Here is a 21,057-nt window from a genome sequence, read left to right on the forward strand (position 1 = left end):
ACTCAGCGCGCCCGTGCCAGTTCGCGTAAAAACTGCAAGGCCTCGGAGGCCAGCGGTTGATACTGATTGATGATGTCCGCCAGCCCGACCCAGACAATGAACAGCCCGAGCACCAGGGTCAGCGGAAAACCGATGGAAAAAATGTTCAGCTGCGGTGCGGCCCGAGTCATCACGCCGAACGCGATGTTGACCACCAGCAGCGCCGTGATCGCCGGCAGCACCAGCAACAATGCAGCACCGAGGACCCAACCGAGCTTGCCGGCCAGTTCCCAGAAATGATTGACCATCAAGCCACTGCCAACCGGCATCGTGGTGAAGCTTTCGGTAAGGACTTCGAAGACCACCAGATGGCCGTTCATGGACAGGAACAACAGCGTCACCAGCATGGTGAAGAACTGCCCGATCACTGCAACCGAGACGCCGTTGGTGGGGTCGACCATCGACGCGAAGCCCATACCCATCTGAATCGAAACGATCTGCCCCGCCACCACGAACGCCTGGAAGAACAGCTGCAAGGAAAACCCCAGCACCGCGCCGATAAGGATCTGCTCGGCGATCAGCAAAAGCGCACTCAAATCCAGTGCATTGATCGGCGGCATTGGCGGCAGGCCCGGCGCAATCACCACCGTGATCGCCAGGGCGAAGTACAGGCGCACGCGCGTGGGCACCAGGGACGTGCCAAAGACCGGCATGACCATCAGCAACGAGCCGATGCGAAACAGCGGCAACATGAACATCGCCACCCAGGTACTGATCTGGGTATCGGTCAGCTGCAGCAGCGACGGCATGGTTTAGCCGATGACCTGAGGAATACTGCCGTACAGCTGCAGGATGTATTCCATGAACGTCTGCACCAGCCACGGGCCGGCGACGATCAGCGTCACCAGCATCACCAGCAGACGCGGCAGGAAGCTCAGGGTCTGTTCGTTGATCTGCGTGGCGGCCTGAAACATCGCTACCAGCAGGCCCACCAGCAGACTCGGAATCACTAGCACGGCAACCATCATCGTGGTCAGCCACAGCGCTTCGCGGAAGATGTCTACCGCCACTTCCGGCGTCATGGCGACACACCGCCGAAGCTGCTCGCCAGGGTGCCGATGATCAACGCCCAGCCATCCACCAGCACGAACAGCATGATCTTGAACGGCAGGGAAATGATCAGCGGCGAGAGCATCATCATACCCATGGCCATCAGCACACTGGCCACGACCAGGTCGATGATCAGGAACGGAATGAAGATCATGAAGCCGATCTGGAACGCGGTTTTCAGCTCCGACGTCACGAAGGCCGGCACCAGAATGGTCAGCGGCGCCTGATCCGGCGAGGCAATGTCGGTTCGCTTGGACAGGCGCATGAACAGCTCAAGATCGCTGCTGCGCGTCTGCGCCAGCATGAAGTCCTTGATTGGCACCTGAGCCTTGGCCACGGCATCCTGAGCGGTGAGTTTCTCCGCCAGATACGGTTGCAAGGCGTCCTGATTCACCCGGTCAAATACTGGCGCCATGATGAACAGCGTCAGGAACAGCGCCATGCCGGTGAGGATCTGGTTCGACGGCGTCTGTTGCAGCCCCAGGGCCTGACGCAGGATCGAGAAGACAATGATGATCCGGGTGAAGCTGGTCATCAGCATGACGAAAGCCGGGATGAAACTCAGCGCGGTCATGATCAGCAGGATTTGCAGGCTGACCGAGTATTCCTGAGCGCCGTTGGCGTTGGTGCCCAGGGTGATCGCCGGGATCGACAACGGATCGGCGGCGAACGCCAGCGGCGCGGCCAGCATCAGGGCCAGCGTCAAGACGATGCGTAACGCACCCATTACTTCTTATCCTTCTGATCCTTGCCGAGTATCTTCAACAGATGCTGGGCGAACTCCGGAGTCGCTTTCTCGGTGGTGGTCGGCACTTCAATCGGCTCTTTAAGCACATGCAGCGCGGTGATGGTGCCAGGGCTCAGGCCGAGCAGGATCTGCTCGTTGCCGACCTGCACCAGCATCAGTCGGTCACGCGGGCCCAAGGCACGGGAACCAACAATCTCGATCACCTGCCCTTTGCCGGCCGGCCCGGCCTGCTGGACCCGGCGCAACAGCCAAGCGAGGAAGAAGATCAACCCCAGCACCAGCAGTAAGCCGAACACCAACTGCGTCAATTGCCCGGCCACACCGCTGCTGACCGCCGGCGCAGCAGCGACCGTTGCAGCCGTGGCCACAGGTTCGGCTGCCAGAACACTGAACGGCAACGCAAGCAGAAGCCCCAGAACCTTTTTCACTCAGCGCAGCTTCTTGATACGTTCGCTTGGGCTGATCACGTCGGTCAGGCGGATGCCGAACTTCTCGTTGACCACGACCACTTCGCCGTGGGCGATCAGGGTGCCGTTGACCAGCACGTCCAGCGGCTCACCGGCCAGGCGATCCAGCTCGATCACCGAACCCTGGTTGAGTTGCAACAGGTTGCGAATGTTGATGTCGGTGCTGCCCACTTCCATGGAAATCGACACCGGGATGTCGAGGATCACGTCGAGGTTCGGACCGTCCAGGGTGACCGGGTCGTGGTTCTTCGGCACGCTGCCGAACTCTTCCATTGGCAGACGGTTGGACGGCGAGCTAGCGGCGTCGGCAGCCAGCAAGGCGTCGATGTCGTCCTGGCCGGCGTCACCGGTTTCTTCCAAGGCGGCGGCCCATTCGTCAGCCAGTGCCTGGTCGTCCTGGGCGTTCATATCGTCGTTCATCATTTGTCCTCGGCGGGCAACTGCTCAATCAAGAGCAGCCAATTAAAAGGGGGTTGGAGCGCCGGTCAGCGGCGCTCGATCGGCTCGATCACCTGCAACGCGAGGTTGCCTTTGTGCGAGCCCATCTTGACCTTGAAGGCCGGCACGCCGTTGGCGCGCATGATCATTTCTTCCGGCATTTCGACCGGGATCACATCCCCCGGCTGCATGTGCAGAATGTCGCGCAAGCGCAACTGGCGACGGGCAACCGTGGCACCGATCGGCACGTCGACGTCCAGCACGTCCTGGCGCAGGGCGTTGACCCAACGCTCGTCCTGATCGTCCAGGTCCGACTGGAAGCCGGCGTCGAGCATTTCGCGCACCGGCTCAATCATCGAGTACGGCATGGTCACGTGCAGGTCGCCGCCACCGCCATCGAGTTCGATGTGGAAAGTCGAGACCACTACCGCTTCGCTCGGGCCGACGATGTTGGCCATGGCCGGGTTCACTTCCGAGTTGATGTACTCGAAGTTCACTTCCATGATTGCCTGCCAGGCCTCCTTCAAATCGACGAAGGCCTGCTCCAGCACCATGCGTACGACGCGCAGTTCGGTGGGGGTGAATTCACGCCCTTCGATCTTGGCGTGACGGCCGTCGCCGCCGAAGAAGTTGTCCACCAGTTTGAACACCAGTTTGGCGTCGAGGATGAACAGCGCGGTGCCGCGCAACGGCTTGACCTTGACCAGGTTGAGACTGGTCGGCACGTACAGCGAGTGCACGTATTCGCCGAACTTCATCACCTGCACACCACCGACGGCAACGTCCGCCGAGCGGCGCAGCATGTTGAACATGCTGATGCGGGTGTAGCGGGCGAAACGCTCGTTGATCATTTCCAGGGTCGGCATACGTCCGCGGACGATGCGATCCTGGCTGGTCAGGTCGTAGCTTTTGACGCTGCCGGGTTCAGCAACGTTATCGGTCTGTACCAGACCATCGTCGACGCCATGCAACAGCGCATCGATCTCATCCTGGGACAGCAGGTCCTGCACGGCCATGTCGTGTTCCTACTGCAGTACGAAATTAGTAAAAAGCAGCTGTTCGATAACCACTTTGCCGAGTTCTTTCTGCGCCACTTCCTGGACGCCGGCCGTGGCCTTCTGACGCAACATCTCCTGGCCGACCGGGGTCGCCAGCGTGGCGAAATCCTGGCCGGAGAACAGCATGACCAGGTTATTGCGGATCACCGGCATGTGCACTTTGAGCGCTTCCAGATCCGCTTGATTGCGCCCTAGCATGGTGATGCTCACCTGCATGTAGCGCTGGCGACCGTTCACGTTGTAGTTGGCCACGAAGGCCGGGGCCATGGGCTCGAAAATCGCTGGTTGCTTGCCGACCACGGCGGTTTCAGCGGCGGCAGGCTTGCTCTGGGCGCTGTGCATGAAGAACCAGGTCGCCCCCACGGACATGCCGATCGCCAGCAGCAGGGCCACCACGATCACAATGATCAGCTTGATCTTGCCTTTGGTTGCGGGGTCTTTTACTACTGCGTCGCTCTTCGCCATGCCAATAATCCGTCACTATTCGGGTTTTCACAGTCGCACGGCAAGGCAAGAGCAAGTGTTATGCCAGAAGTGTCGGGAGGTATGGGAGACAGCGAATGGAGATCAACTGTAGGAGCGAGCGGTTCGGCGCTCGCTCCTACAGGGAACGTGTTGGATCAGGCGTAGTAATCGACGGCGCTGGAGCCGATCACGCTGGTGGCGGTGGCTGCCACTTCGGCGACACTCGGTGCAACCTCGTCATCCATGTCATCGAGGCGTCCGCCGCTGGCGCTGGTCCGACCGCCCTGCCCCTGTTGAGCCTGATCCTGCCCCTGCCAGCCACGAGACTGATCGGACACGTTGACGTCGACCTGACCCATGCCTTGTTGCGCAAACATGTCACGCAGACGATGCATCTGGCTGTCCAGCGCTTCGCGAACGCTTGGATGGGCGCTCATGAAGGTAACCTGGGTCTGCTGATCCGGAACCATGTTCACCCGGATATCGAGACGCCCCAGCTCAGCCGGTTGCAACTGGATGTCGGCCGCCTTGAGGTTAGCGCTGGAGAGGTACATGACGCGGTTGACCACTTCCTCGGTCCAGCCGCTCTGATGCATCGCGATCGGCTGGTTCACCGGCAAGGCATTGGCGGTTTTCGGTGTGGCCGCCTGGGTCAGTGCCGCCAGGCGGTTGGCGAAGTCATCGACACGGGTATCGCTGCTGGTGGACGTCAAATCCTTGAGGCCGCTATCGATCAAACCACTGAAGGCTTTCTCGCCGCCCTGACTGGTGCTGTCCTTGTCGGCTTGCACATCGAGCATGCTCGCCATGCCGGCGGCAAAGTTCTGCGCCGTCGTCAGTTCACCGTCAGCCTGGGTTTGGGCAGGCGTGGCTTTTGGCTGGGACTGGCTGCTAGCGGATACATGACCGCTCTGCTCCATGGCCATGCGCACGGCGGGCAGCGCGTCGAGTGGATCAGCTTCCGGATCGAATTCGCTATCGGTGACGGGCGCTGCTTGCGCGGTCGCGGCAACGACGGCGGCGGCAACCGGCGCTTCAACCTGTGGCGCTGCGCTCGTGACAACGGGCGCAGTAGTTTGCGCGACCGGCACGGTCACCAGCGGTTGCACTGCCTGCATCAACGCGGGATCAAGGGCCGGATCGAGGCTCGGACCAACGGGCGCCGTATCGGTCACCAGCGTTTCGGTGGTCCCGGGCTGGTCGTCGCTGGCAGTGGCGTCGTCAGTCGGCGCCGGTTTATCGGCGGGCAAGGAGTTGCCGCTATCGGCAACCGCAGGTTCCGGGGCGGCAGGCTTATCACTGCTGGCATCCGGTTTGCCGGAGCCTTGCGCAGCATTGTCGGTCGCAGGTCTGGTCGATTTATCAGCGACCACAGAAGGCTTGTTCCGGGCTTGATTGGCGTAGACATCAGCGAAGCTGGACGCCTTGTCCCCTGGCTCAGCGGCCGGCGCCGGGGTATTGGCGGAGGCGGCTTGAGTCTTGGCCGTCGCGACGGCCTGTAGAAGCGAATTGGGGGTAACGGGCATAAAACGGTCTCCGCTGCACTGGGATCGTAGGTACAGTTGAGTGAGATAACTGCAAAGGTCGAGCCAAATTAACTCGACAGGCGCCAAAAGCGCCGGACGGTCACGTTAGTCAGCCAGAGAGCGCTGGCGCTCCGCCTCATACAGTGGACGGACAATGGCGAATTCGCCGTCGATTTCGCCGACCAGTTTTTCAATACCAGTGAGGCTTTTTTGCCTGGCGCGCTGCTCAAGCTCATTGCACAGCTCAGCCAGGCGAATGGCGCCCATATTGCTGCTGCTGCCCTTGAAGCTATGGGCAGCGTTCATGAGTTGTGCGGCATCTTCGGCTTTGCGCAAGATGCGCAAGCGTTCTTCGGAGTCGGCGATGAAGGTATCCAGCAACGTCGGATACTCATCCTCCATGACTTCCTGCAACGCGCTCAGCACGTCGCGGTCCAGATGTGTGTCAGCCACTTGCTCACTCCTTGATCAAGAATGGGTGAATTATGCCAGAGCCTCCCAGAAAAACTCCACGCTTGCACTTCGACCGTCGTCCGACCAGCTCGCGCTACGGCTCAATTGGCGGATCAGACTGACGCCACGCCCCGACAGACGGCTGCCATCGACAGGACGCTCCATCACCCGCGCCACATCAAAGCCCTTGCCGCTGTCTTCGACCCGCACAATCAGGCTCCCGCCCTTGCCCGTCGGCACGACCTGCAAATGCACCCGCACATAGCCGTCGTGCAACGCCTCCAGCCGCTCATTGCGCGCTTGATAATAGCGTGCGAACCCCGAAGCATCACGTTTGAGACCTGAATCCAGACCGAGCACGCCGTGTTCCAGGGCGTTGGAGTAAAGCTCTGCCAACACACTGTAGAGCGCACCACTCTGAGCCCGCAGGCCGTGGACCTCAAGCAGCAATTGCAAAAGATACGGCAGCGGATTGAAACGTTTGAGGGTCGCGGCGCGAAACTCGAAACTCACCGACCAGTCCAGCGGACAGGACTGGCCGCTGTCGGAATACACCGGCGCTGGTGGAGTCAGTTGCGCCGCCTCCAGCAGACTGACCTCGACCATGCTCACGTCATCGCGCGCCTCGCCACGAAAGTCCCGCAGCGCCTGCTCGATCTCTTCGAACAGCGCGCCTGGCTGGCGATTGACCGCGAACACCCGCTGCAACCGCTCCACACCAAACAACTGTTCGTTGGCATCGCAGGTATCGATGACCCCGTCGGACAGCAGGAACACCCGATCGCCGACGGCCATCGGAAACACTTCGGTGCGGTCATTGAAGGTTTGCGGGCTCAGCACACCCAGCGGCAAGTGCCGCGCCGGCAGCGGCGTACGCTCACCGCTGGCGATGCTGTGCAAGTAACCGTCCGGCATCCCGCCGTTCCAGACTTCCACCGAGCGTCGCTGAAAGCTCAGGCACAGCAAAGTGGCGCAGCAGAACATGTCCACCGGCAAGATGCGTTTGAGCTTGGCGTTCATTTCGCGCAGGGTTTCAGCCAGGCCGTAACCCTTGGCGGTCATGCCGTAGAAGACTTCAGCCAGGGGCATGGCGCCCACGGCGGCCGGCAAACCGTGGCCGGTGAAATCGCCCAGCAGCACGTGCATGTCGCCGGCGGGGGTGAACGCCGCGAGCAGCAGATCGCCGTTGAACAGCGCATAAGGGGATTGCAGGTAGCGGATGTTCGGCGCACTCAGGCAGCCCGAATGCGCCACCTTGTCGAACACGGCCTTGGCCACCCGCTGCTCGTTGAGCAAGTAATCATGATGCTTGGCGATCAAGTCACGTTGCTGCAACACCGTGGCCTGCAACCGGCGCAAGCGGTCCATCGCCTTGATCTTGGCGGCGAGGATCACCTGGTTGTACGGCTTTGCCAGAAAATCGTCGCCGCCGGCCTCCAGACACCGGGCCAGGGCCTCGCTTTCGGTCAGCGAGGTCAGGAAGATAATCGGCACCAGGGTTTCCCCAGCCAACGCCTTGATCTGGCGTGCCGCCTCGAAACCGTCCATCACCGGCATCATGGCGTCCATCAACACCAGGTGCGGCCGCTGCTCGCGAAACGCTTCGACCGCTTCGGCACCGTTGGCAGCCGTCAGCACATCATGGCCCTGGCGCCGGACGATCGTCGACAGCAGCATGCGATCGGCCGCGCTGTCTTCGGCGATGAGGATCGTCAGCGATTCAAGCGACGGCTGCATGGCGGTCATGCAACGTCGAAGATTTGTTCGAAATTGGAGATGGCGAGAATCTTGCGCACATCGGCGTTGGCGTTGGTTAACGTGATTTCGGCATTCTCACCGCCGGCGTGATCACGCAACAGCAGGAGCATGCCGAGCGCGGAACTGTCGAGGTAGGTGGCTGCTTTAAGATCCACCTCGAACGATTCGGGCTTTTGCTCAAGCCTCTCGTAGGATTCTCGGAATTCCTGATGCTTGGCGAAATCGAATCGACCCTCGACCGAAATCGTCAGCTTTTTCCCATCCTGGGAGACTTTTGTAACGACTGGCATTTATCGGCTTCCTTGTCATGGGTGAACGTACGTGTACAAGGTTTAGCACTTGGCGGAGATGGGAGCAAGGCGGGAAATTGCTGAGTCTTTGAGGACGCCTTCGCGGGCAAGCCTCGCTCCTACAGGTTTTGTGTCGTTCACGCATTATGGACAGCACATAACCTGTAGGAGCGAGGCTTGCCCGCGAAGAACGATAACGCGGTCCGACTGACTCAGTACGGATCATGCCGCGGCAACCGCTGGGACAACTCATCCAGCAGCTTCTGCTCGCGCTTGTCTTCCAGCTTCCGCGCCTCGTCCATGTAGCGTTGTACAAGTTTGCGCAAGCCTTCAACCCGGGCAAACGCCTGTTGCCAGGAATCGCGCGCCTTGTTCAGGTTGTTCTGGTGCCAGTTCAGGCTCTGACGCTGCTGATCGATGGCTGTGCCCAGTTGCGCAAGAAAGCCCTGGTAGCCGAGCAACCACTGGCCGGAAACGCCCGAGCTGCCGCGCACGATCCATTGCTCCTGGTATTCGAGGCGGAAGTTTTCGAGGTCGGCGAGTTTGCTTTCCGCCACACGAACCTGGCCCTGGAAGTGCCCGAGGCGCATGACCGCGGTTTTTTCGGCCTTTTCGGCCATTTCCACCACGGGTGCCAGGCGTGCCGCGCGGCTCTGGGCCATGGCCGGTTAGCCGCCCGCTGCCGGGGCGAAAATCGAGGCAAGGTGGTTTTCGCTGGCGCCCATGCCGATGTTGTCGTTCAAGCCCTGACGCAGATAAGTGGTCATGGCCGGCTGCAGGGAAATCGCGATGTCGGTTTCTCGATCACCACCCGGCACGTAGGCACCGACGCTGATCAAGTCGCGGCTTTGCTGATAACGCGACCAATACTGCTTGAACATCTGCGCGCGCGACATGTGCTCGGGGCTGACCACCGATGGCATGACCCGGCTGATGGACGCTTCGATATCGATGGCCGGGTAATGACCTTCTTCCGCCAGGCGCCGGGACAGCACGATGTGCCCGTCGAGCACGCCTCGCGCCGAGTCGGCAATCGGGTCCTGCTGGTCATCGCCTTCGGACAGTACGGTGTAGAACGCGGTGATCGAACCGCCGCCCTTCTCGGCATTACCGGCCCGCTCCACCAGTTTCGGTAGTTTAGCGAACACCGATGGCGGATAACCCTTGGTCGCTGGCGGCTCACCGATGGCCAGGGCGATTTCTCGCTGGGCCTGGGCGAATCGGGTCAGGGAATCCATGAGCAACAGGACGTTTTTGCCCTTGTCACGGAAATACTCGGCGATTCGCGTGCAGTACATAGCCGCGCGCAGACGCATCAGCGGCGCATCGTCCGCCGGGGACGCCACGACGACAGAACGCTTGAGCCCTTCTTCACCGAGGATGTGCTCGATGAATTCTTTAACTTCACGACCCCGCTCACCGATCAGCCCGACGACGATAATGTCAGCCTCGGTGAAGCGGGTCATCATGCCCAGCAGCACGGATTTACCGACGCCGGTACCGGCGAACAGACCGAGACGCTGACCGCGGCCGACCGTCAACAAACCGTTGATGGTGCGAATACCCACGTCCAGCGGCTCGCTGATCGGTTCGCGCTTGAGCGGGTTGATGGTCGGGCCGTCCATCGGCACCCAGTCTTCGGCCTTCATGCCGCCCTTGCCGTCCAGCGCACGACCGGCGCCGTCAAGCACCCGTCCGAGCATGCTCATGCCCATCGGCAAGCGGCCGGTGTCCGCCATAGGAACCACGCGGGCACCGGGCGCAATGCCGGCGACGCTGCCGACGGGCATCAGGAACACCTTGCTGCCGGAGAAGCCCATGACTTCGGCTTCGACTTGCACCGGGTGATAACTGTCATCGTTGATGACCATGCAGCGGCTGCCCATGGCGGCGCGCAAACCTTCGGCTTCGAGGGTCAGGCCGACCATACGCAGCAGGCGGCCTTCAAGGATCGGCGCGCCGGCAAGCTCCGTGGCCTCGGCGTAACTGCCAAGGCGCTTGGCGAAGCTGGTGCGATCAAGGCGCATCGGGGTCGTCCAGTGTTGGCTCGACCGCAGCGACCGCAGGTTTTTCGTCGACCGGCAGCTCCAGGCTCAAGTCCGGCGCAGCCGGGTGCAAGGCCTGGTCATGCAACTGATCGAACAGCTTGGCCATGACCTGGGCGACGCGGGTTTCAACGGTGGCGTCGATGCGACTGTGTTCGGTCTCGACCCGGCAACCGCCGGGCAGCAGGGACTCGTCCTCGACGATGCGCCAGGTTTCTTCATGGCGCTCGCGCAGGGCTTTGACCTGTTCGAAATCTTGCGGATTGATGTACAGCCGCACATTGCCCACGCCCAACGGCAACAGCTTGAGGGCTTCGCGCATGACCTGTTCGATTTGCGTCGAGTCGATGGCCAGTTCGCGCTGGATCACCTGCTTGGTGATGTGCTGCACGAGGTCGACCAAGGACTTCTCGATCTGGGTGTCCTGCTCGGCAATAGGCTCGAACAGGTTGGCCATCAGCTGCTCCAGGCCCGCGACCTTCGGTGCCAGGACGGCTTCGGCTTCCTGACGGACCTTGAGCGTGGTGCTGTGAAAACCTTCTTTCTCGCCCGTGGCGAAGCCTTCGTTGTAGGCCTCCTGGCGAATGCTTTCGAGCTCTTCGAGGGTCAGTGGCTGGACTTCATCCAGCGGCACTTCTTCCATTTCCGGCGGCTCGGGCTCGGGCTCCGGCTCGGGTTCCGGCACAAAAGGATCGAAGCTGGGCAACGCCCAAACGTCGAAACCGGCGACGGCCTTGCCTCGGATCAGGTCGGTCTGGGACTCATCATGTTTGGACGACATAGTGACCTTAGATCATCTCTTCGCCGCCCTTCCCGCCGAGAACGATTTCTCCGGCTTCGGCCATACGGCGGGCAATGGTGAGGATTTCTTTCTGCGCGGTTTCCACGTCGCTGACGCGCACCGGGCCTTTGGCCTCGAGGTCGTCGCGCAACAGTTCGGCCGCCCGCTTGGACATGTTCTTGAAGATCTTCTCTTTGACGCCTTCGTCCGAACCCTTGAGGGCCAGCACCAGCACGTCGGAGGACACTTCGCGCAGCAATGCCTGAATCCCGCGGTCGTCGACATCGGACAAGTTGTTGAACACGAACATGAGGTCTTCGATCTGACCGGACAGGTCTTCGTCGACTTCGCGGATCGAGTCCATCAGCTGACCTTCGATCGAGCTGTCGAGGAAGTTCATGATATCGGCCGCACGCTTGATGCCACCCAGGGTGGTGCGCGCGGCATTCGAGTTACCGGAGAACTGCTTCTCGAGAATCTGGTTGAGTTCTTTCAGGGCCGCCGGCTGCACAGTGTTCAGCGAGGAAACCCGCAGAATGATGTCCAGACGCACCTTGTGGTCGAAGTTGCCGAGCACTTCACCGGCCTGGTCCGGATCGAGGTACGCCACGACGATCGCCTGGATCTGCGGGTGCTCGTAACGGATCACGTCGGCGACGGCGCGCGGCTCCATCCACTTCAGGCTGTCGAGGCCGCTGGTGTTGCCGCCCAGCAGGATGCGGTCGATCAGGCCATTGGCCTTGTCTTCGCCCAGTGCCTGAGTGAGCATTTTGCGCACGTAGTCGTCGGAGCCGACGCCGAGGCTGGTCTGGTCGCCGACGATGTCGACGAACTCGCTCATCACCTGCTCGACTTGCTCGCGGTGCACATTACCCATTTGCGCCATGGCCACACCCACACGCTGGACCTCTTTGGGCCCCATGTGGCGCAGCACCTGGGCGGCATCGGTTGACCCCAGCGACAGCAGCAGAATCGCGGCTTTGTCGACCTTGGTCAGTTTGGCGGCAACGGCTCGGTTATCACTCATCTGCGTTAATCCACTCTTTCACGACCTGGGCCACGCGACCCGGATCTTCTGCCACCAGACTCTTGATTGCGTTCAACTGTGCGTCATAGCCTTCGCTCGGGCTCGGCAGCAGGATGCTGGCCGGGCCACCGAGGCTGACGCGGTCGTTGGCCAGTTCGCCGTCCAGACCGCCCATGCCACCCAGTTCGACGTCGCTACCCAAGCCTGCTAGCTGTTTGCCTTTGCCGCCACCGGTGATGTTGTTGAGCACCGGACGCAGCACACCGAACACCAGCACCAGGATGAACAAGACACCCAGCACTTGTTTGACGATGTCCCAGAACCATGGCTGGGAGTAGAACGCAATATCGGCAATCACTTCACCGCGCTCGGCGGAAAACGGCATGTTGATCACGCTGACGCTGTCGCCACGGCTGGCGTCGAAGCCGACGGCGTCCTGTACCAGGCGAGTGAAGCGCGCCAATTCATCGGCGCTCCACGGAGCACGAGTGGTTTCGCCGTTGGCTGCGTTGAGCTTGACCTGATCGTCCACCACCACCGACACCGACAGACGATTCAAACGGCCTTGCTGTTGCTTGGTGTGGCTGATGGAACGGTCGAGTTCGAAGTTCTTGGTGGATTGTTGACGCTTGTCCGCCGGGTACGGTGCGAGCATGGGCTGGCCGGTGGCCGGGTCCATGATCTGCTGACCGTTGGCATCAATCAATGGCTGGCCTGGCTGCACCATGCCGGCCGACGCGGTAGCGCCACCGGTGGTTTGCGGCGCGGAGGCTGGCGCTGGTGGCTGGTTGCTCAAAGCACCCGGCACACCTTGCGGGCCATTGCTGGCGGTGCGTTGTTCATTGACCGACTGCTCGCTGCGCAAGGCCGGTTGATCCGGGTTGAACTGCTCGGAGGTTGACTCGACGGCACTGAAGTCCACGTCTGCCGACACTTCTGCTTTATAGCGGTCGTTGCCCAACACCGGTTGCAGAATGTTGTGTACGCGCTGGGTCAGCATGGTTTCCATGCGACGGCTGTAATCGAATTGCTTGCCGGCCATGGTCAGTTCGGAATTTTCCGCCTGATCCGACAGCAGGTTGCCCTTCTGGTCGACCACGGTGATCTGGGATTTGCTGAGCTCGGGAACGCTGGTCGCGACCAGGTTGATGATCGCCACCACCTGACCCGGCTCCAGCGAGCGGCCGGAATACAGTTCAACCAGCACCGAAGCGCTTGGCTTGCGTTCGTCACGCACGAACACCGAGCTCTTCGGAATCGCCAAGTGCACGCGGGCACCCTTGACGTTGTTCAGGCTGGAAATGGTGCGAGCCAATTCGCCTTCGAGGCCGCGACGATAACGGGTCGCTTCCATGAACTGGCTGGTCCCCAGGCCCTGGTCCTTGTCGAGGATTTCAAAACCGATGTTGCCGTCGCTGGGAGTGACACCAGAGGCCGCGAGCTTGAGCCGCGCACGGGACAGGTCATCGGCCTTGACCAGCAAGGCACCGGAGTTGGGTTCAACGTTGTAGGGAATATCGGCGGCGGCCAGGGTTTCCATGACCTGCTTGGCGTCCATACCGGCAAGGCTGCCGTACAGAGGCCGGTAGTCCGGTTGCTGGGACCACAACACCACGGCGAAGCCAATCGCCACGCTCGCCGCCAAGCCGACCAACAGGCCCACCTGACGCAACATGGTCATCTCGGAGAGGTTTTCCAGGAAGGACAACCCGAACAGCGGCGGTTTGCCGTCTATCGGAGTGGCCTTGGCCGGAACGTTATCAGCGACTGCTTCTGCCATGACTCAATTCGTCCTTAAACCGGCATCTGCATGATGTCTTGGTATGCCTGAACCAGCTTGTTGCGCACTTGGGTCAACGCCTGAAAAGACACGCTGGCCTTCTGCGAGGAAATCATTACATCCGTCAGGTCGACGCCACTTTTGCCAATCTCGAAGGCACTGGCCAACTGACTGGACGCCTGCTGGGTGTCGTTCACTTTATTGACGGCCTGACCGAGCATGTCGGAAAAGCTGCTGCCACCCAGTTCAGGGACTGCGGCAGTCGATTTAGGCGCAGACATGGCATCCATTTGCATGGAGCGCATGTCGAGCATCAACCGATTAAATTCAATACCTTGGCTCATCGTCTACTCTCGTTGGCGACCCGCAATTTTTTGACACTCACTCGGCGGGTAGTGAGGTGTTAGCAACAAGGGTGCCAGCTCCGAGGCCACTCTGAACAAAAGCCCTTCCTTAGCCCTCATTCCAATCCTTCAAGCTGCTACAAAAATCGAATCAGGTGGCGAACAAGTACGCTTCCACGTCCATTCCGGCATCGCGCATCTGCGCCAGCTTGTAGCGCAAGGTGCGCGGGCTGATACCCAATCGCTCGGCGGCTTCTTTACGGCGGCCGCGTTCGGTGCGCAAGGTGTCGATGATCATCTGGAATTCACGGCGGCGCAGGTCATCGCCCAACGCCCCAGCCGATTCGGCTTCGACCTCCACGGCCCGGACAGGCACCAAAGCAGGCAACGGTGCACAGGCCACCGACCCGGACAGGCAGAAATCCTGAGGCTGGATCAAACCACCCTGCTGCAGAATCAAGGCGCGCTGGATCGCGTTGTCCAGTTCACGCACGTTGCCCGGCCACGGATAACCGATCAGGCACGCCTGTGCCTCGGGCGACAGTTTCGCCGCGGCATGCTTCATTTTATTGACGTGTTTGGCCAACAGACGCTCGGCCAGCGGCAGGATGTCGGCGGTGCGCTCGCGCAGCGGACGCCAGGCCAGCGGAAACACCGATAACCGATAGAAGAGATCTTCACGAAACCGCCCTGCCGCCACTTCACCGGACAGATCACGGTTGGTGGTCGCCACAACCCGAATGTCCAGGGTAATCGGCTTGCGCGCGCCGACCCGTTCGACTTCGCGCTCCTGCAACACACGCAGCAACTTGGCCTGGAGCCCGAGGGGCATTTCAGAAATTTCGTCGAGCAGGATCGTCCCGCCATCGGCCTGCTCGAACTTGCCGGCCTGCGCCGCGATGGCACCGGTGAACGAACCTTTTTCGTGACCGAACAAGGTAGCTTCTAGCATGTTGTCGGGGATCGCCGCGCAGTTGATCGCAATGAACGGCTGACTGGCGCGATGGGAGTGCTGATGAATGTAGCGCGCCAAGACTTCTTTACCGGTACCGGACTCGCCGGAGATCAACACCGTCGAATCACTGCGTGCGACCCGTGCGGCCAGTTCCAGCAACTGCACGCTGGCCGGCTCGAAAGCGATCGGCCCTTCGCTCTCGGTCGCACCGAGCGCGCCCAATGCGTGCCGCGCCACCAAGTCGAGCAAGGCTTTAGGCTCGAACGGCTTGACCAGGTAATCCGCCGCGCCCTGGCGCATCGCATCGACGGCCCGCTCGACGGCGCCGTGAGCGGTCATCAGCAACACGGGTAACTGCGGCTGGCGCGCGCGCAGCAACGCGAGCAGCTGATGGCCGTCCATGCCCGGCATGTTGACGTCGCTGATCACCAGACTGAACACCTCATTGCCGACCGTCGCGAGCGCCTCTTCCGCCGAACCGACCGCCGTGTAGTCGTGCCCCGCCAGCAGCAGCGTATCGGCCAGCGCTTCGCGAAGTGCGCGGTCGTCCTCGACCAGCAGAACCTTGATTGCCATGTCCTTCACTCCGCTCCCTGAGCGCTAGGCTGTTCACCGGAAAAAAGCGGCAGGATGACCTGCGCACACGTGCCGCGACCCGGCCGCGAGCGCAACTGCAATTCTCCCTGATGAGCACGGGCCACTGCCTTGACCACGGTCAGGCCCAGGCCGGTTCCGGTGGTTTTAGTGGTAAAAAACGGCTCGCCCAGGCGCGCCAGCACTTTGCCGTCGATGCCGCTGCCGCTGTCACTGACACACACGCGCAGGTTGTTTTCACGGGCGTAGAAATGCACCTTCAATCGAACATCGCCAGTACTGGCCTGAATCGCGTTCTCGATCAGGTTGAGAATCGCGCCGACCAGAGTGTCGCGGTTGCACAGTACTTCGCCTGCATGACTGTCGCACTGCCAGCGAATCGGCAGGTCTTGCACATGAGTCAGCGCCGCCGATTGCAGCGACTGCATCAGCTGCTTGGGCGTGACGCGGTCAGTCAACGGCAACTCGCCGCGAGCGAACACCAACATGTCGCGAACCTGATGCTCCAGCTCATGCAAACGCTCTTTCAGGCGCCCGGCGAAACGCTGCTGCGTGGCGACCGGTAATTCCTGTTCAGTCAAATGACTGGCGTAGAGCAAGGCAGCGGACAGCGGTGTACGAATTTGATGGGCCAACGAAGCGACCATGCGACCGAGGGACGACAGGCGTTCGTGACGGGCCAGTTGATCTTGCAGATGACGGGTTTCAGTCAGGTCGTTGAGCAACACCAACTGCCCAGGCTCGGCATCCAGCGAGCGAGTGGCGATCGACAGACGCCGACCGTCCTTGAGGGAGATTTCGTGACCGTCGTCTTCCCGGGGTGCAAAGCAGCGCGCAATGACATGGCGCCAGAGTTCGCCTTCGAGGGGTAGACCGAGCAACTCGCAGGCCGCCGGGTTGGCTTCGCGCACGATGCCCTGGGCATCGATGACGATGACGCCGCCAGGCAACAGATCGAGGAGGTTTTGCAGACGGTTGGCCAGGCGTTCTTTTTCCGCCAGCTCTTGCATGCGCTGAGCGCTGACCACCGCCAGCTCGCCCTTGAGCTCGGTGACCCGAGCCTCAAGCATGCTGTAGGAATCGGTCAACTGGCTCGACATCTGGCTGAACAGCGAGAACGCCTGCTCAAGGCCAAGCCGGCTTGCCTGCTCTACGGACGACGGTTGCCCAGAAGCATCAGGGACAGGAGACATCTGGGCGGCTTGGGGCATCGTGCTCTCTCGCTTGGCTGACCGTCAGTTAAACGGAACGTTGCGAGGGATGTAGCAATACCCGTGCCTAAAAAAAAACGCCTACAAATGAACGACTTGAAAAACAGGCGTCAATCATCCGCCTGTTCATCACCGTCGCGACGGCTCATGCCGTACTTGCGCATCTTTTCCACCAGCGTGGTGCGACGAATACGCAGGCGTTCTGCAGCGCGGGCCACGATGCCATTGGCATCATCCAGCGCCTGCTGAATCAACCCTTGCTCCAGACCACCGAGGTAGTCTTTCAAGTCGAGGCCTTCCGGCGGCAGCAGGGCGTTGGCGGTGAAGTCCGGGGTATGGCCGTTGATGGCCACTCGTTCTTCAAGGTCGCTGCGCAGGCTGTCGACCAGCTGCTCGTCTTCGTCATCGACGTAACGGAATTTCTTCGGCAATTCGACCACGCCGATCACCCCGTACGGATGCATGATCGCCATGCGCTCCACCAGGTTGGCGAGTTCGCGAACGTTGCCCGGCCAGCCGTGACGGCACAGCGACATGATCGCCGCCGAGTTGAAGCGGATCGAACCGCGCTTCTCGTGCTCCATGCGCGAGATCAACTCGTTCATCAGCAACGGGATGTCCTCGACACGTTCGCGCAGCGGCGCCATCTCGATCGGGAACACGTTCAGGCGGTAGTACAAGTCTTCGCGGAAGGTGCCGATCTCGATCATGCTTTCGAGATTCTTGTGAGTCGCCGCAATGATGCGCACATCGACGCTCTGGGTCTTGTTGCTGCCCACGCGCTCGAAGGTGCGCTCCTGCAACACGCGCAGCAACTTGACCTGCATCGGCAGCGGCATGTCGCCGATTTCGTCGAGAAACAGGGTGCCGCCGTTGGCCAGTTCGAAACGCCCGGCACGACTGGTAATGGCGCCGGTGAAAGCACCCTTCTCGTGGCCGAACAATTCGCTTTCCAGCAACTCGGCCGGGATCGCCCCGCAGTTGACCGGAACGAACGGCGCATCACGACGCTTGGAGTGGTAGTGCAGGTTGCGCGCGACCACTTCCTTTCCGGTGCCGGACTCGCCGAGGATCAACACACTGGCGTCGGTGTCGGCCACTTGTTGCATCATCTGACGGACGTGCTGGATCGCCCGGCTGGTGCCGACAAGACTGCGAAAAAGATTGGGTTCGCGATGACGACCGCGCTCGCGGGCCTGGTCATACATCTCACGATAGACCTGGGCACGGTGCAGCGAGTCGAGCAGTTTGCTGTAGCTGGGCGGCATTTCGAGGGTCGAAAGCACACGGCGACGCTGGTCTTCAGGCAAGTCAACGGAAGAATTATCGCCCATTAACAAAACCGGAAGGAACTCATCCCAGGTAGCGAGTGTCTTTAACAAGCCCGGAAGTGCGCCAGGCGCATTGACCGTCCCGATTAGGACGCAGATCACTTCACGACTTGACGACAATGAGCCGACAGCCTGCTGCCAGTCATGGCTACCGCAGGGTAAATTTTCTTCGCCAAGAAAATTTAATATCACCGCCAAGTCGCGACGGCGGACGCTATCGTCATCAATCAGCAGAATTTTGGTTTCACGCCACATGCAATAGCAACTTCCCTAGTCAACTCAATGCCCAAAATGAGGGGCAAGCTAGACGCTTGCAGACACGTTATGCCTGTAGACGCCTGAAATGTTCAACCAGCCACTAGTTAAGTCAAAAAACCGTGCACAGTCAAATTTATGGCGCACTATGTTTGGATTAACCGGGGATTAATTAACCAAACAGATGGTAAACCTTTGCCGCACGCTGCGCTTGGGTGACTTGCGACATTTCATCGACTATCGCCTGACGCTCGCCCATAGTCGCCGTCAATAATTCCTTGTACACCTCCAGCAGCCCTTCCAGATTGGCCCGGAGCGCTTCTTCGTCGACCGGTGCCTCGCTCAGCGCATCATCAACGCATTCACGACAGGTCGCGTCCAGCTCGCCAATCGCGTCCCAATTGCGCGCAGCCAAAGCGTCGACCAAGGCTTCACGGGTTTCTTCAATGCGGTGCAGTGCATGACTCATGACGTCATCCTCGGCCGTCAGGCCTAGTGGTTGGCGATTGTATCCCACCCGCTTTTCAGGGTTTCGAGCAAGCCGGAAACTTCATCGATGATTGCCGCGTCGTTATCGCGATTGGCTTCCATCAGGCGGTTCGCCATGTAGGCGTACAAGCTGTCGAGCTGCTGCACCGAAGCAGGATCTTCGGTCTTCTCCGGGTCAAGCCCGTCGCGCAGCCCGATAACGATGTCCACCGCCTTGCCCAGCATCAAACCCTTGAGAGCGATATCCCCACGCTCCAGCGCCCCTTTGGCCTGAGCCATACGGTCGAGCCCGCCTTCCATGAGCATCTGCACCAGACGATGAGGGTTGGCTTCAGAGATCTGAGCGTGGGAATTGACCTTCTGATATTGGCGAAGGGCTCTCATGGGGTTCATGTTTCTACCTCGGCAGACGACAGCTGAAAATGAGTTGCTCTGACCTTTATGTCGGCGCAACGGCCAATAACTTTAACCAGTCGACACACAATGAAAAACCCAGGCGCTGTCTTTTTCGACAAGCCTGGGTTTTTTTGTGCCGGGTCGCTGTTAACTTTCTTTCGGGTTATTCAACGCGTTCAACGTGGTCATGATGCTGTCGCTCTGCGCCCGCAACTTCGCGACCAGTGAGTCCATGGCGTTGTATTTCGCGCTGAGGCTCAGCTGCAACGTGGCAATCCGTTCGTTGAGCGCCGATTGCTCCTTGTTCAAATCCGTCAATGTATCGGCGAGGGATTTGGTGCGCTCCGCCAGCATTCCGGTGCTGGCCTTGGCGTACGTATCAGTCGCTGTGCCCAGACGTGTCAGCAGACCGTTCTTGCCGCTGAAAATGCTGCTGATGTCCGCCGCATTGGTTTCAACGGCTTTGGAGAAACGCTTGTCATCGATGACCAGCAGGCCGGTCTCGGATGAAGTACTGATCCCGAACTCGGCCAGCGACTTCATGGTACCGGTGCCAGACAGCGCGTTCATCTCGTTGCGAATCGACGACACCAGGCTGCGCATCATCGAGTCCCCGGTCAGGGACGCGGCAACCGAAGTGCCGTTGGCATTCTTGGTGACTTTGGTCTGCGCGTTGATCTCTTTCATCAACGCGTTATAGGTGTCGACAAACCCTTTGACGCCGGACTTCAGCGCCGGGGTGCTGGTGCTCAATGTCAGCGTCGACGACGTCTGCGGACCACCACCGGTAGGCGTCGGCGAGACCGCCAGTAACTTGAGATTCACGCCGCTGATCGCGTCGGTAATCGTGTTGCTTTTGGAGATCAGTTCAGCACCGTTATCGATCTTGTATTTAGCGTCCTTGGGCACCTCGATCACCGTCGAACCGGTGTTGATACCCGAGTTGCCCGACATCGTCAGGTCAGACCCCACGCCCATGGTGGTAGAAGTCAGTACCAGCCGCGAGCCGGTGGAGTCGGTGAGGATGTTGGCGCTGATGCCGGCGGTGGAGAACTGCGTGTTGATGCTTTCGCGCACTTCTTGCAGCGTCGCATTCGGCGGAATGCTGACGTCGAAGTTTTTCCCCGACTGCGAAATCGTCAGCGTGGTCGCCGTTGTGCCGGCGTTGACGATAGACGTTGGGCCATCCACGAAGGTGCGGGTCGACAGCTTCGACGCCGAAGCCAACTGCGTGACCAACAACGAATAGGTGCCGCTGGACGCGCCTTTACCCATGGTGACCGTGGCGACTTTTTCGTCCGAAGACGTGGCCGACAACCCGCTGAAGCTGTTGTCGGTACCCATGGTCGTTAGTGCACCACGGAAGGCATCCAGTGCTGCCTGAATCTTGCCGATCGATGACAGCGTGGTGGTCGCTTTCGCACTCTGAGTATCGATCTGTGCCTGCTTGGGCGCCCGCTGGGCATCCACCAAAGCCTTTACGATCGCCTGGGTATCGATATTCGAACCAATACCGCTAACCGTTGAACCCGCCATCATCAATCTCCATATGCAGTG

General features: G+C 60.4%; 23 protein-coding genes. All 23 read right to left on the minus strand.

What is annotated here, in order from left to right:
* Window positions 1-2 precede the first annotated feature (2 nt).
* The 23 genes from fliR to fliD all read right to left on the minus strand — a co-directional run bounded on the left by fliR (window position 3) and on the right by fliD (window position 21,036).
* Window positions 3-788: a flagellar biosynthetic protein FliR gene (gene fliR / locus EYC95_RS18260; protein ID WP_131061609.1), complete on the minus strand. Its 786-nt coding sequence runs from the start codon at window positions 786-788 to the stop codon at window positions 3-5.
* Between the two features lie 3 nt (window positions 789-791).
* Complete coding sequence (fliQ, locus tag EYC95_RS18265) at window positions 792-1,061, minus strand: flagellar biosynthesis protein FliQ (protein ID WP_007948918.1); 270 nt, start codon at window positions 1,059-1,061, stop codon at window positions 792-794.
* Window positions 1,058-1,816 carry a flagellar type III secretion system pore protein FliP gene (gene fliP, locus EYC95_RS18270; protein WP_027922366.1) on the minus strand — a complete coding sequence of 253 codons (759 nt, stop codon included), beginning with the start codon at window positions 1,814-1,816 and terminating at the stop codon, window positions 1,058-1,060. The genes fliQ and fliP overlap by 4 nt, the downstream gene beginning before the upstream one ends.
* A complete protein-coding gene (gene fliO, locus EYC95_RS18275; protein ID WP_131061610.1) occupies window positions 1,816-2,265 on the minus strand; it encodes a flagellar biosynthetic protein FliO in 450 nt (149 codons plus the stop codon). The genes fliP and fliO overlap by 1 nt, the downstream gene beginning before the upstream one ends.
* Window positions 2,266-2,724, minus strand: coding sequence for a flagellar motor switch protein FliN (fliN, locus tag EYC95_RS18280; protein ID WP_109628591.1), 459 nt, complete (start codon window positions 2,722-2,724; stop codon window positions 2,266-2,268).
* Between the two features lie 65 nt (window positions 2,725-2,789).
* Window positions 2,790-3,758: a flagellar motor switch protein FliM gene (gene fliM, locus EYC95_RS18285; protein WP_131061611.1), complete on the minus strand. Its 969-nt coding sequence runs from the start codon at window positions 3,756-3,758 to the stop codon at window positions 2,790-2,792.
* A 9-nt stretch (window positions 3,759-3,767) separates the two neighbouring features.
* Window positions 3,768-4,265, minus strand: a complete 498-nt coding sequence (fliL, locus tag EYC95_RS18290; RefSeq protein ID WP_131061612.1) for a flagellar basal body-associated protein FliL — start codon at window positions 4,263-4,265, stop codon at window positions 3,768-3,770.
* 155 nt (window positions 4,266-4,420) lie between these two features.
* Entirely contained in the window at window positions 4,421-5,791 is a 1,371-nt protein-coding gene (locus EYC95_RS18295) for a flagellar hook-length control protein FliK (RefSeq protein ID WP_131061613.1), read from the minus strand.
* Window positions 5,792-5,896: 105 nt separating this feature from the next.
* The gene (locus tag EYC95_RS18300) at window positions 5,897-6,244 is read right to left on the minus strand and encodes an Hpt domain-containing protein (protein ID WP_131061614.1); all 348 of its coding nucleotides are present in this window, start codon (window positions 6,242-6,244) and stop codon (window positions 5,897-5,899) included.
* A gap of 30 nt (window positions 6,245-6,274) precedes the next feature.
* On the minus strand, window positions 6,275-7,981 hold the full coding sequence (locus EYC95_RS18305; protein WP_131061645.1) for a fused response regulator/phosphatase: 1,707 nt from the start codon (window positions 7,979-7,981) through the stop codon (window positions 6,275-6,277).
* Window positions 7,982-7,986: 5 nt separating this feature from the next.
* Window positions 7,987-8,292, minus strand: a complete 306-nt coding sequence (locus EYC95_RS18310) for an STAS domain-containing protein (RefSeq protein WP_131061615.1) — start codon at window positions 8,290-8,292, stop codon at window positions 7,987-7,989.
* Between the two features lie 212 nt (window positions 8,293-8,504).
* Entirely contained in the window at window positions 8,505-8,954 is a 450-nt protein-coding gene (fliJ, locus tag EYC95_RS18315) for a flagellar export protein FliJ (RefSeq protein WP_131061616.1), read from the minus strand.
* Between the two features lie 6 nt (window positions 8,955-8,960).
* Window positions 8,961-10,319, minus strand: coding sequence for a flagellar protein export ATPase FliI (fliI, locus tag EYC95_RS18320; RefSeq protein WP_131061617.1), 1,359 nt, complete (start codon window positions 10,317-10,319; stop codon window positions 8,961-8,963).
* On the minus strand, window positions 10,309-11,118 hold the full coding sequence (gene fliH, locus EYC95_RS18325; RefSeq protein ID WP_131061618.1) for a flagellar assembly protein FliH: 810 nt from the start codon (window positions 11,116-11,118) through the stop codon (window positions 10,309-10,311). The genes fliI and fliH overlap by 11 nt, the downstream gene beginning before the upstream one ends.
* Window positions 11,119-11,125: 7 nt before the next feature.
* Window positions 11,126-12,145: a flagellar motor switch protein FliG gene (gene fliG / locus EYC95_RS18330; protein WP_131061619.1), complete on the minus strand. Its 1,020-nt coding sequence runs from the start codon at window positions 12,143-12,145 to the stop codon at window positions 11,126-11,128.
* A complete protein-coding gene (gene fliF / locus EYC95_RS18335) occupies window positions 12,138-13,925 on the minus strand; it encodes a flagellar basal-body MS-ring/collar protein FliF (protein ID WP_131061620.1) in 1,788 nt (595 codons plus the stop codon). Before fliF ends, fliG begins: the two co-directional genes overlap by 8 nt.
* Window positions 13,926-13,939: 14 nt before the next feature.
* Window positions 13,940-14,269, minus strand: a complete 330-nt coding sequence (fliE, locus tag EYC95_RS18340) for a flagellar hook-basal body complex protein FliE (RefSeq protein WP_010456962.1) — start codon at window positions 14,267-14,269, stop codon at window positions 13,940-13,942.
* 151 nt (window positions 14,270-14,420) lie between these two features.
* On the minus strand, window positions 14,421-15,800 hold the full coding sequence (locus EYC95_RS18345; protein WP_131061621.1) for a sigma-54 dependent transcriptional regulator: 1,380 nt from the start codon (window positions 15,798-15,800) through the stop codon (window positions 14,421-14,423).
* A gap of 5 nt (window positions 15,801-15,805) precedes the next feature.
* Window positions 15,806-17,011 carry a PAS domain-containing sensor histidine kinase gene (locus EYC95_RS18350; RefSeq protein WP_165557474.1) on the minus strand — a complete coding sequence of 402 codons (1,206 nt, stop codon included), beginning with the start codon at window positions 17,009-17,011 and terminating at the stop codon, window positions 15,806-15,808.
* Window positions 17,012-17,139: 128 nt separating this feature from the next.
* Window positions 17,140-18,615, minus strand: coding sequence for a sigma-54 dependent transcriptional regulator (locus EYC95_RS18355; protein WP_131061623.1), 1,476 nt, complete (start codon window positions 18,613-18,615; stop codon window positions 17,140-17,142).
* 172 nt (window positions 18,616-18,787) lie between these two features.
* Entirely contained in the window at window positions 18,788-19,084 is a 297-nt protein-coding gene (gene fliT / locus EYC95_RS18360; protein WP_131061624.1) for a flagellar protein FliT, read from the minus strand.
* Between the two features lie 23 nt (window positions 19,085-19,107).
* Window positions 19,108-19,497, minus strand: a complete 390-nt coding sequence (fliS, locus tag EYC95_RS18365; protein WP_131061625.1) for a flagellar export chaperone FliS — start codon at window positions 19,495-19,497, stop codon at window positions 19,108-19,110.
* Window positions 19,498-19,647: 150 nt separating this feature from the next.
* Complete coding sequence (gene fliD, locus EYC95_RS18370; protein ID WP_131061626.1) at window positions 19,648-21,036, minus strand: flagellar filament capping protein FliD; 1,389 nt, start codon at window positions 21,034-21,036, stop codon at window positions 19,648-19,650.
* Window positions 21,037-21,057: the final 21 nt, after the last annotated feature.

Source organism: Pseudomonas sp. BGI-2 (assembly GCF_004310295.1).
Lineage (GTDB): Bacteria > Pseudomonadota > Gammaproteobacteria > Pseudomonadales > Pseudomonadaceae > Aquipseudomonas.

Coding starts and splice junctions, on each gene's coding strand:
- fliR (WP_131061609.1), bottom strand. CDS start 788: ATGCCGTCGCTGCTGCAGCTGACCGATACCCAGATCAGTACCTGGGTG.
- fliQ (WP_007948918.1), bottom strand. CDS start 1,061: ATGACGCCGGAAGTGGCGGTAGACATCTTCCGCGAAGCGCTGTGGCTG.
- fliP (WP_027922366.1), bottom strand. CDS start 1,816: ATGGGTGCGTTACGCATCGTCTTGACGCTGGCCCTGATGCTGGCCGCG.
- fliN (WP_109628591.1), bottom strand. CDS start 2,724: ATGAACGACGATATGAACGCCCAGGACGACCAGGCACTGGCTGACGAA.
- fliM (WP_131061611.1), bottom strand. CDS start 3,758: ATGGCCGTGCAGGACCTGCTGTCCCAGGATGAGATCGATGCGCTGTTG.
- fliL (WP_131061612.1), bottom strand. CDS start 4,265: ATGGCGAAGAGCGACGCAGTAGTAAAAGACCCCGCAACCAAAGGCAAG.
- EYC95_RS18295 (WP_131061613.1), bottom strand. CDS start 5,791: ATGCCCGTTACCCCCAATTCGCTTCTACAGGCCGTCGCGACGGCCAAG.
- EYC95_RS18305 (WP_131061645.1), bottom strand. CDS start 7,981: ATGCAGCCGTCGCTTGAATCGCTGACGATCCTCATCGCCGAAGACAGC.
- EYC95_RS18310 (WP_131061615.1), bottom strand. CDS start 8,292: ATGCCAGTCGTTACAAAAGTCTCCCAGGATGGGAAAAAGCTGACGATT.
- fliJ (WP_131061616.1), bottom strand. CDS start 8,954: ATGGCCCAGAGCCGCGCGGCACGCCTGGCACCCGTGGTGGAAATGGCC.
- fliI (WP_131061617.1), bottom strand. CDS start 10,319: ATGCGCCTTGATCGCACCAGCTTCGCCAAGCGCCTTGGCAGTTACGCC.
- fliH (WP_131061618.1), bottom strand. CDS start 11,118: ATGTCGTCCAAACATGATGAGTCCCAGACCGACCTGATCCGAGGCAAG.
- fliG (WP_131061619.1), bottom strand. CDS start 12,145: ATGAGTGATAACCGAGCCGTTGCCGCCAAACTGACCAAGGTCGACAAA.
- fliF (WP_131061620.1), bottom strand. CDS start 13,925: ATGGCAGAAGCAGTCGCTGATAACGTTCCGGCCAAGGCCACTCCGATA.
- fliE (WP_010456962.1), bottom strand. CDS start 14,269: ATGAGCCAAGGTATTGAATTTAATCGGTTGATGCTCGACATGCGCTCC.
- EYC95_RS18345 (WP_131061621.1), bottom strand. CDS start 15,800: ATGGCAATCAAGGTTCTGCTGGTCGAGGACGACCGCGCACTTCGCGAA.
- EYC95_RS18350 (WP_165557474.1), bottom strand. CDS start 17,011: ATGTCTCCTGTCCCTGATGCTTCTGGGCAACCGTCGTCCGTAGAGCAG.
- EYC95_RS18355 (WP_131061623.1), bottom strand. CDS start 18,615: ATGTGGCGTGAAACCAAAATTCTGCTGATTGATGACGATAGCGTCCGC.
- fliT (WP_131061624.1), bottom strand. CDS start 19,084: ATGAGTCATGCACTGCACCGCATTGAAGAAACCCGTGAAGCCTTGGTC.
- fliS (WP_131061625.1), bottom strand. CDS start 19,497: ATGAACCCCATGAGAGCCCTTCGCCAATATCAGAAGGTCAATTCCCAC.
- fliD (WP_131061626.1), bottom strand. CDS start 21,036: ATGGCGGGTTCAACGGTTAGCGGTATTGGTTCGAATATCGATACCCAG.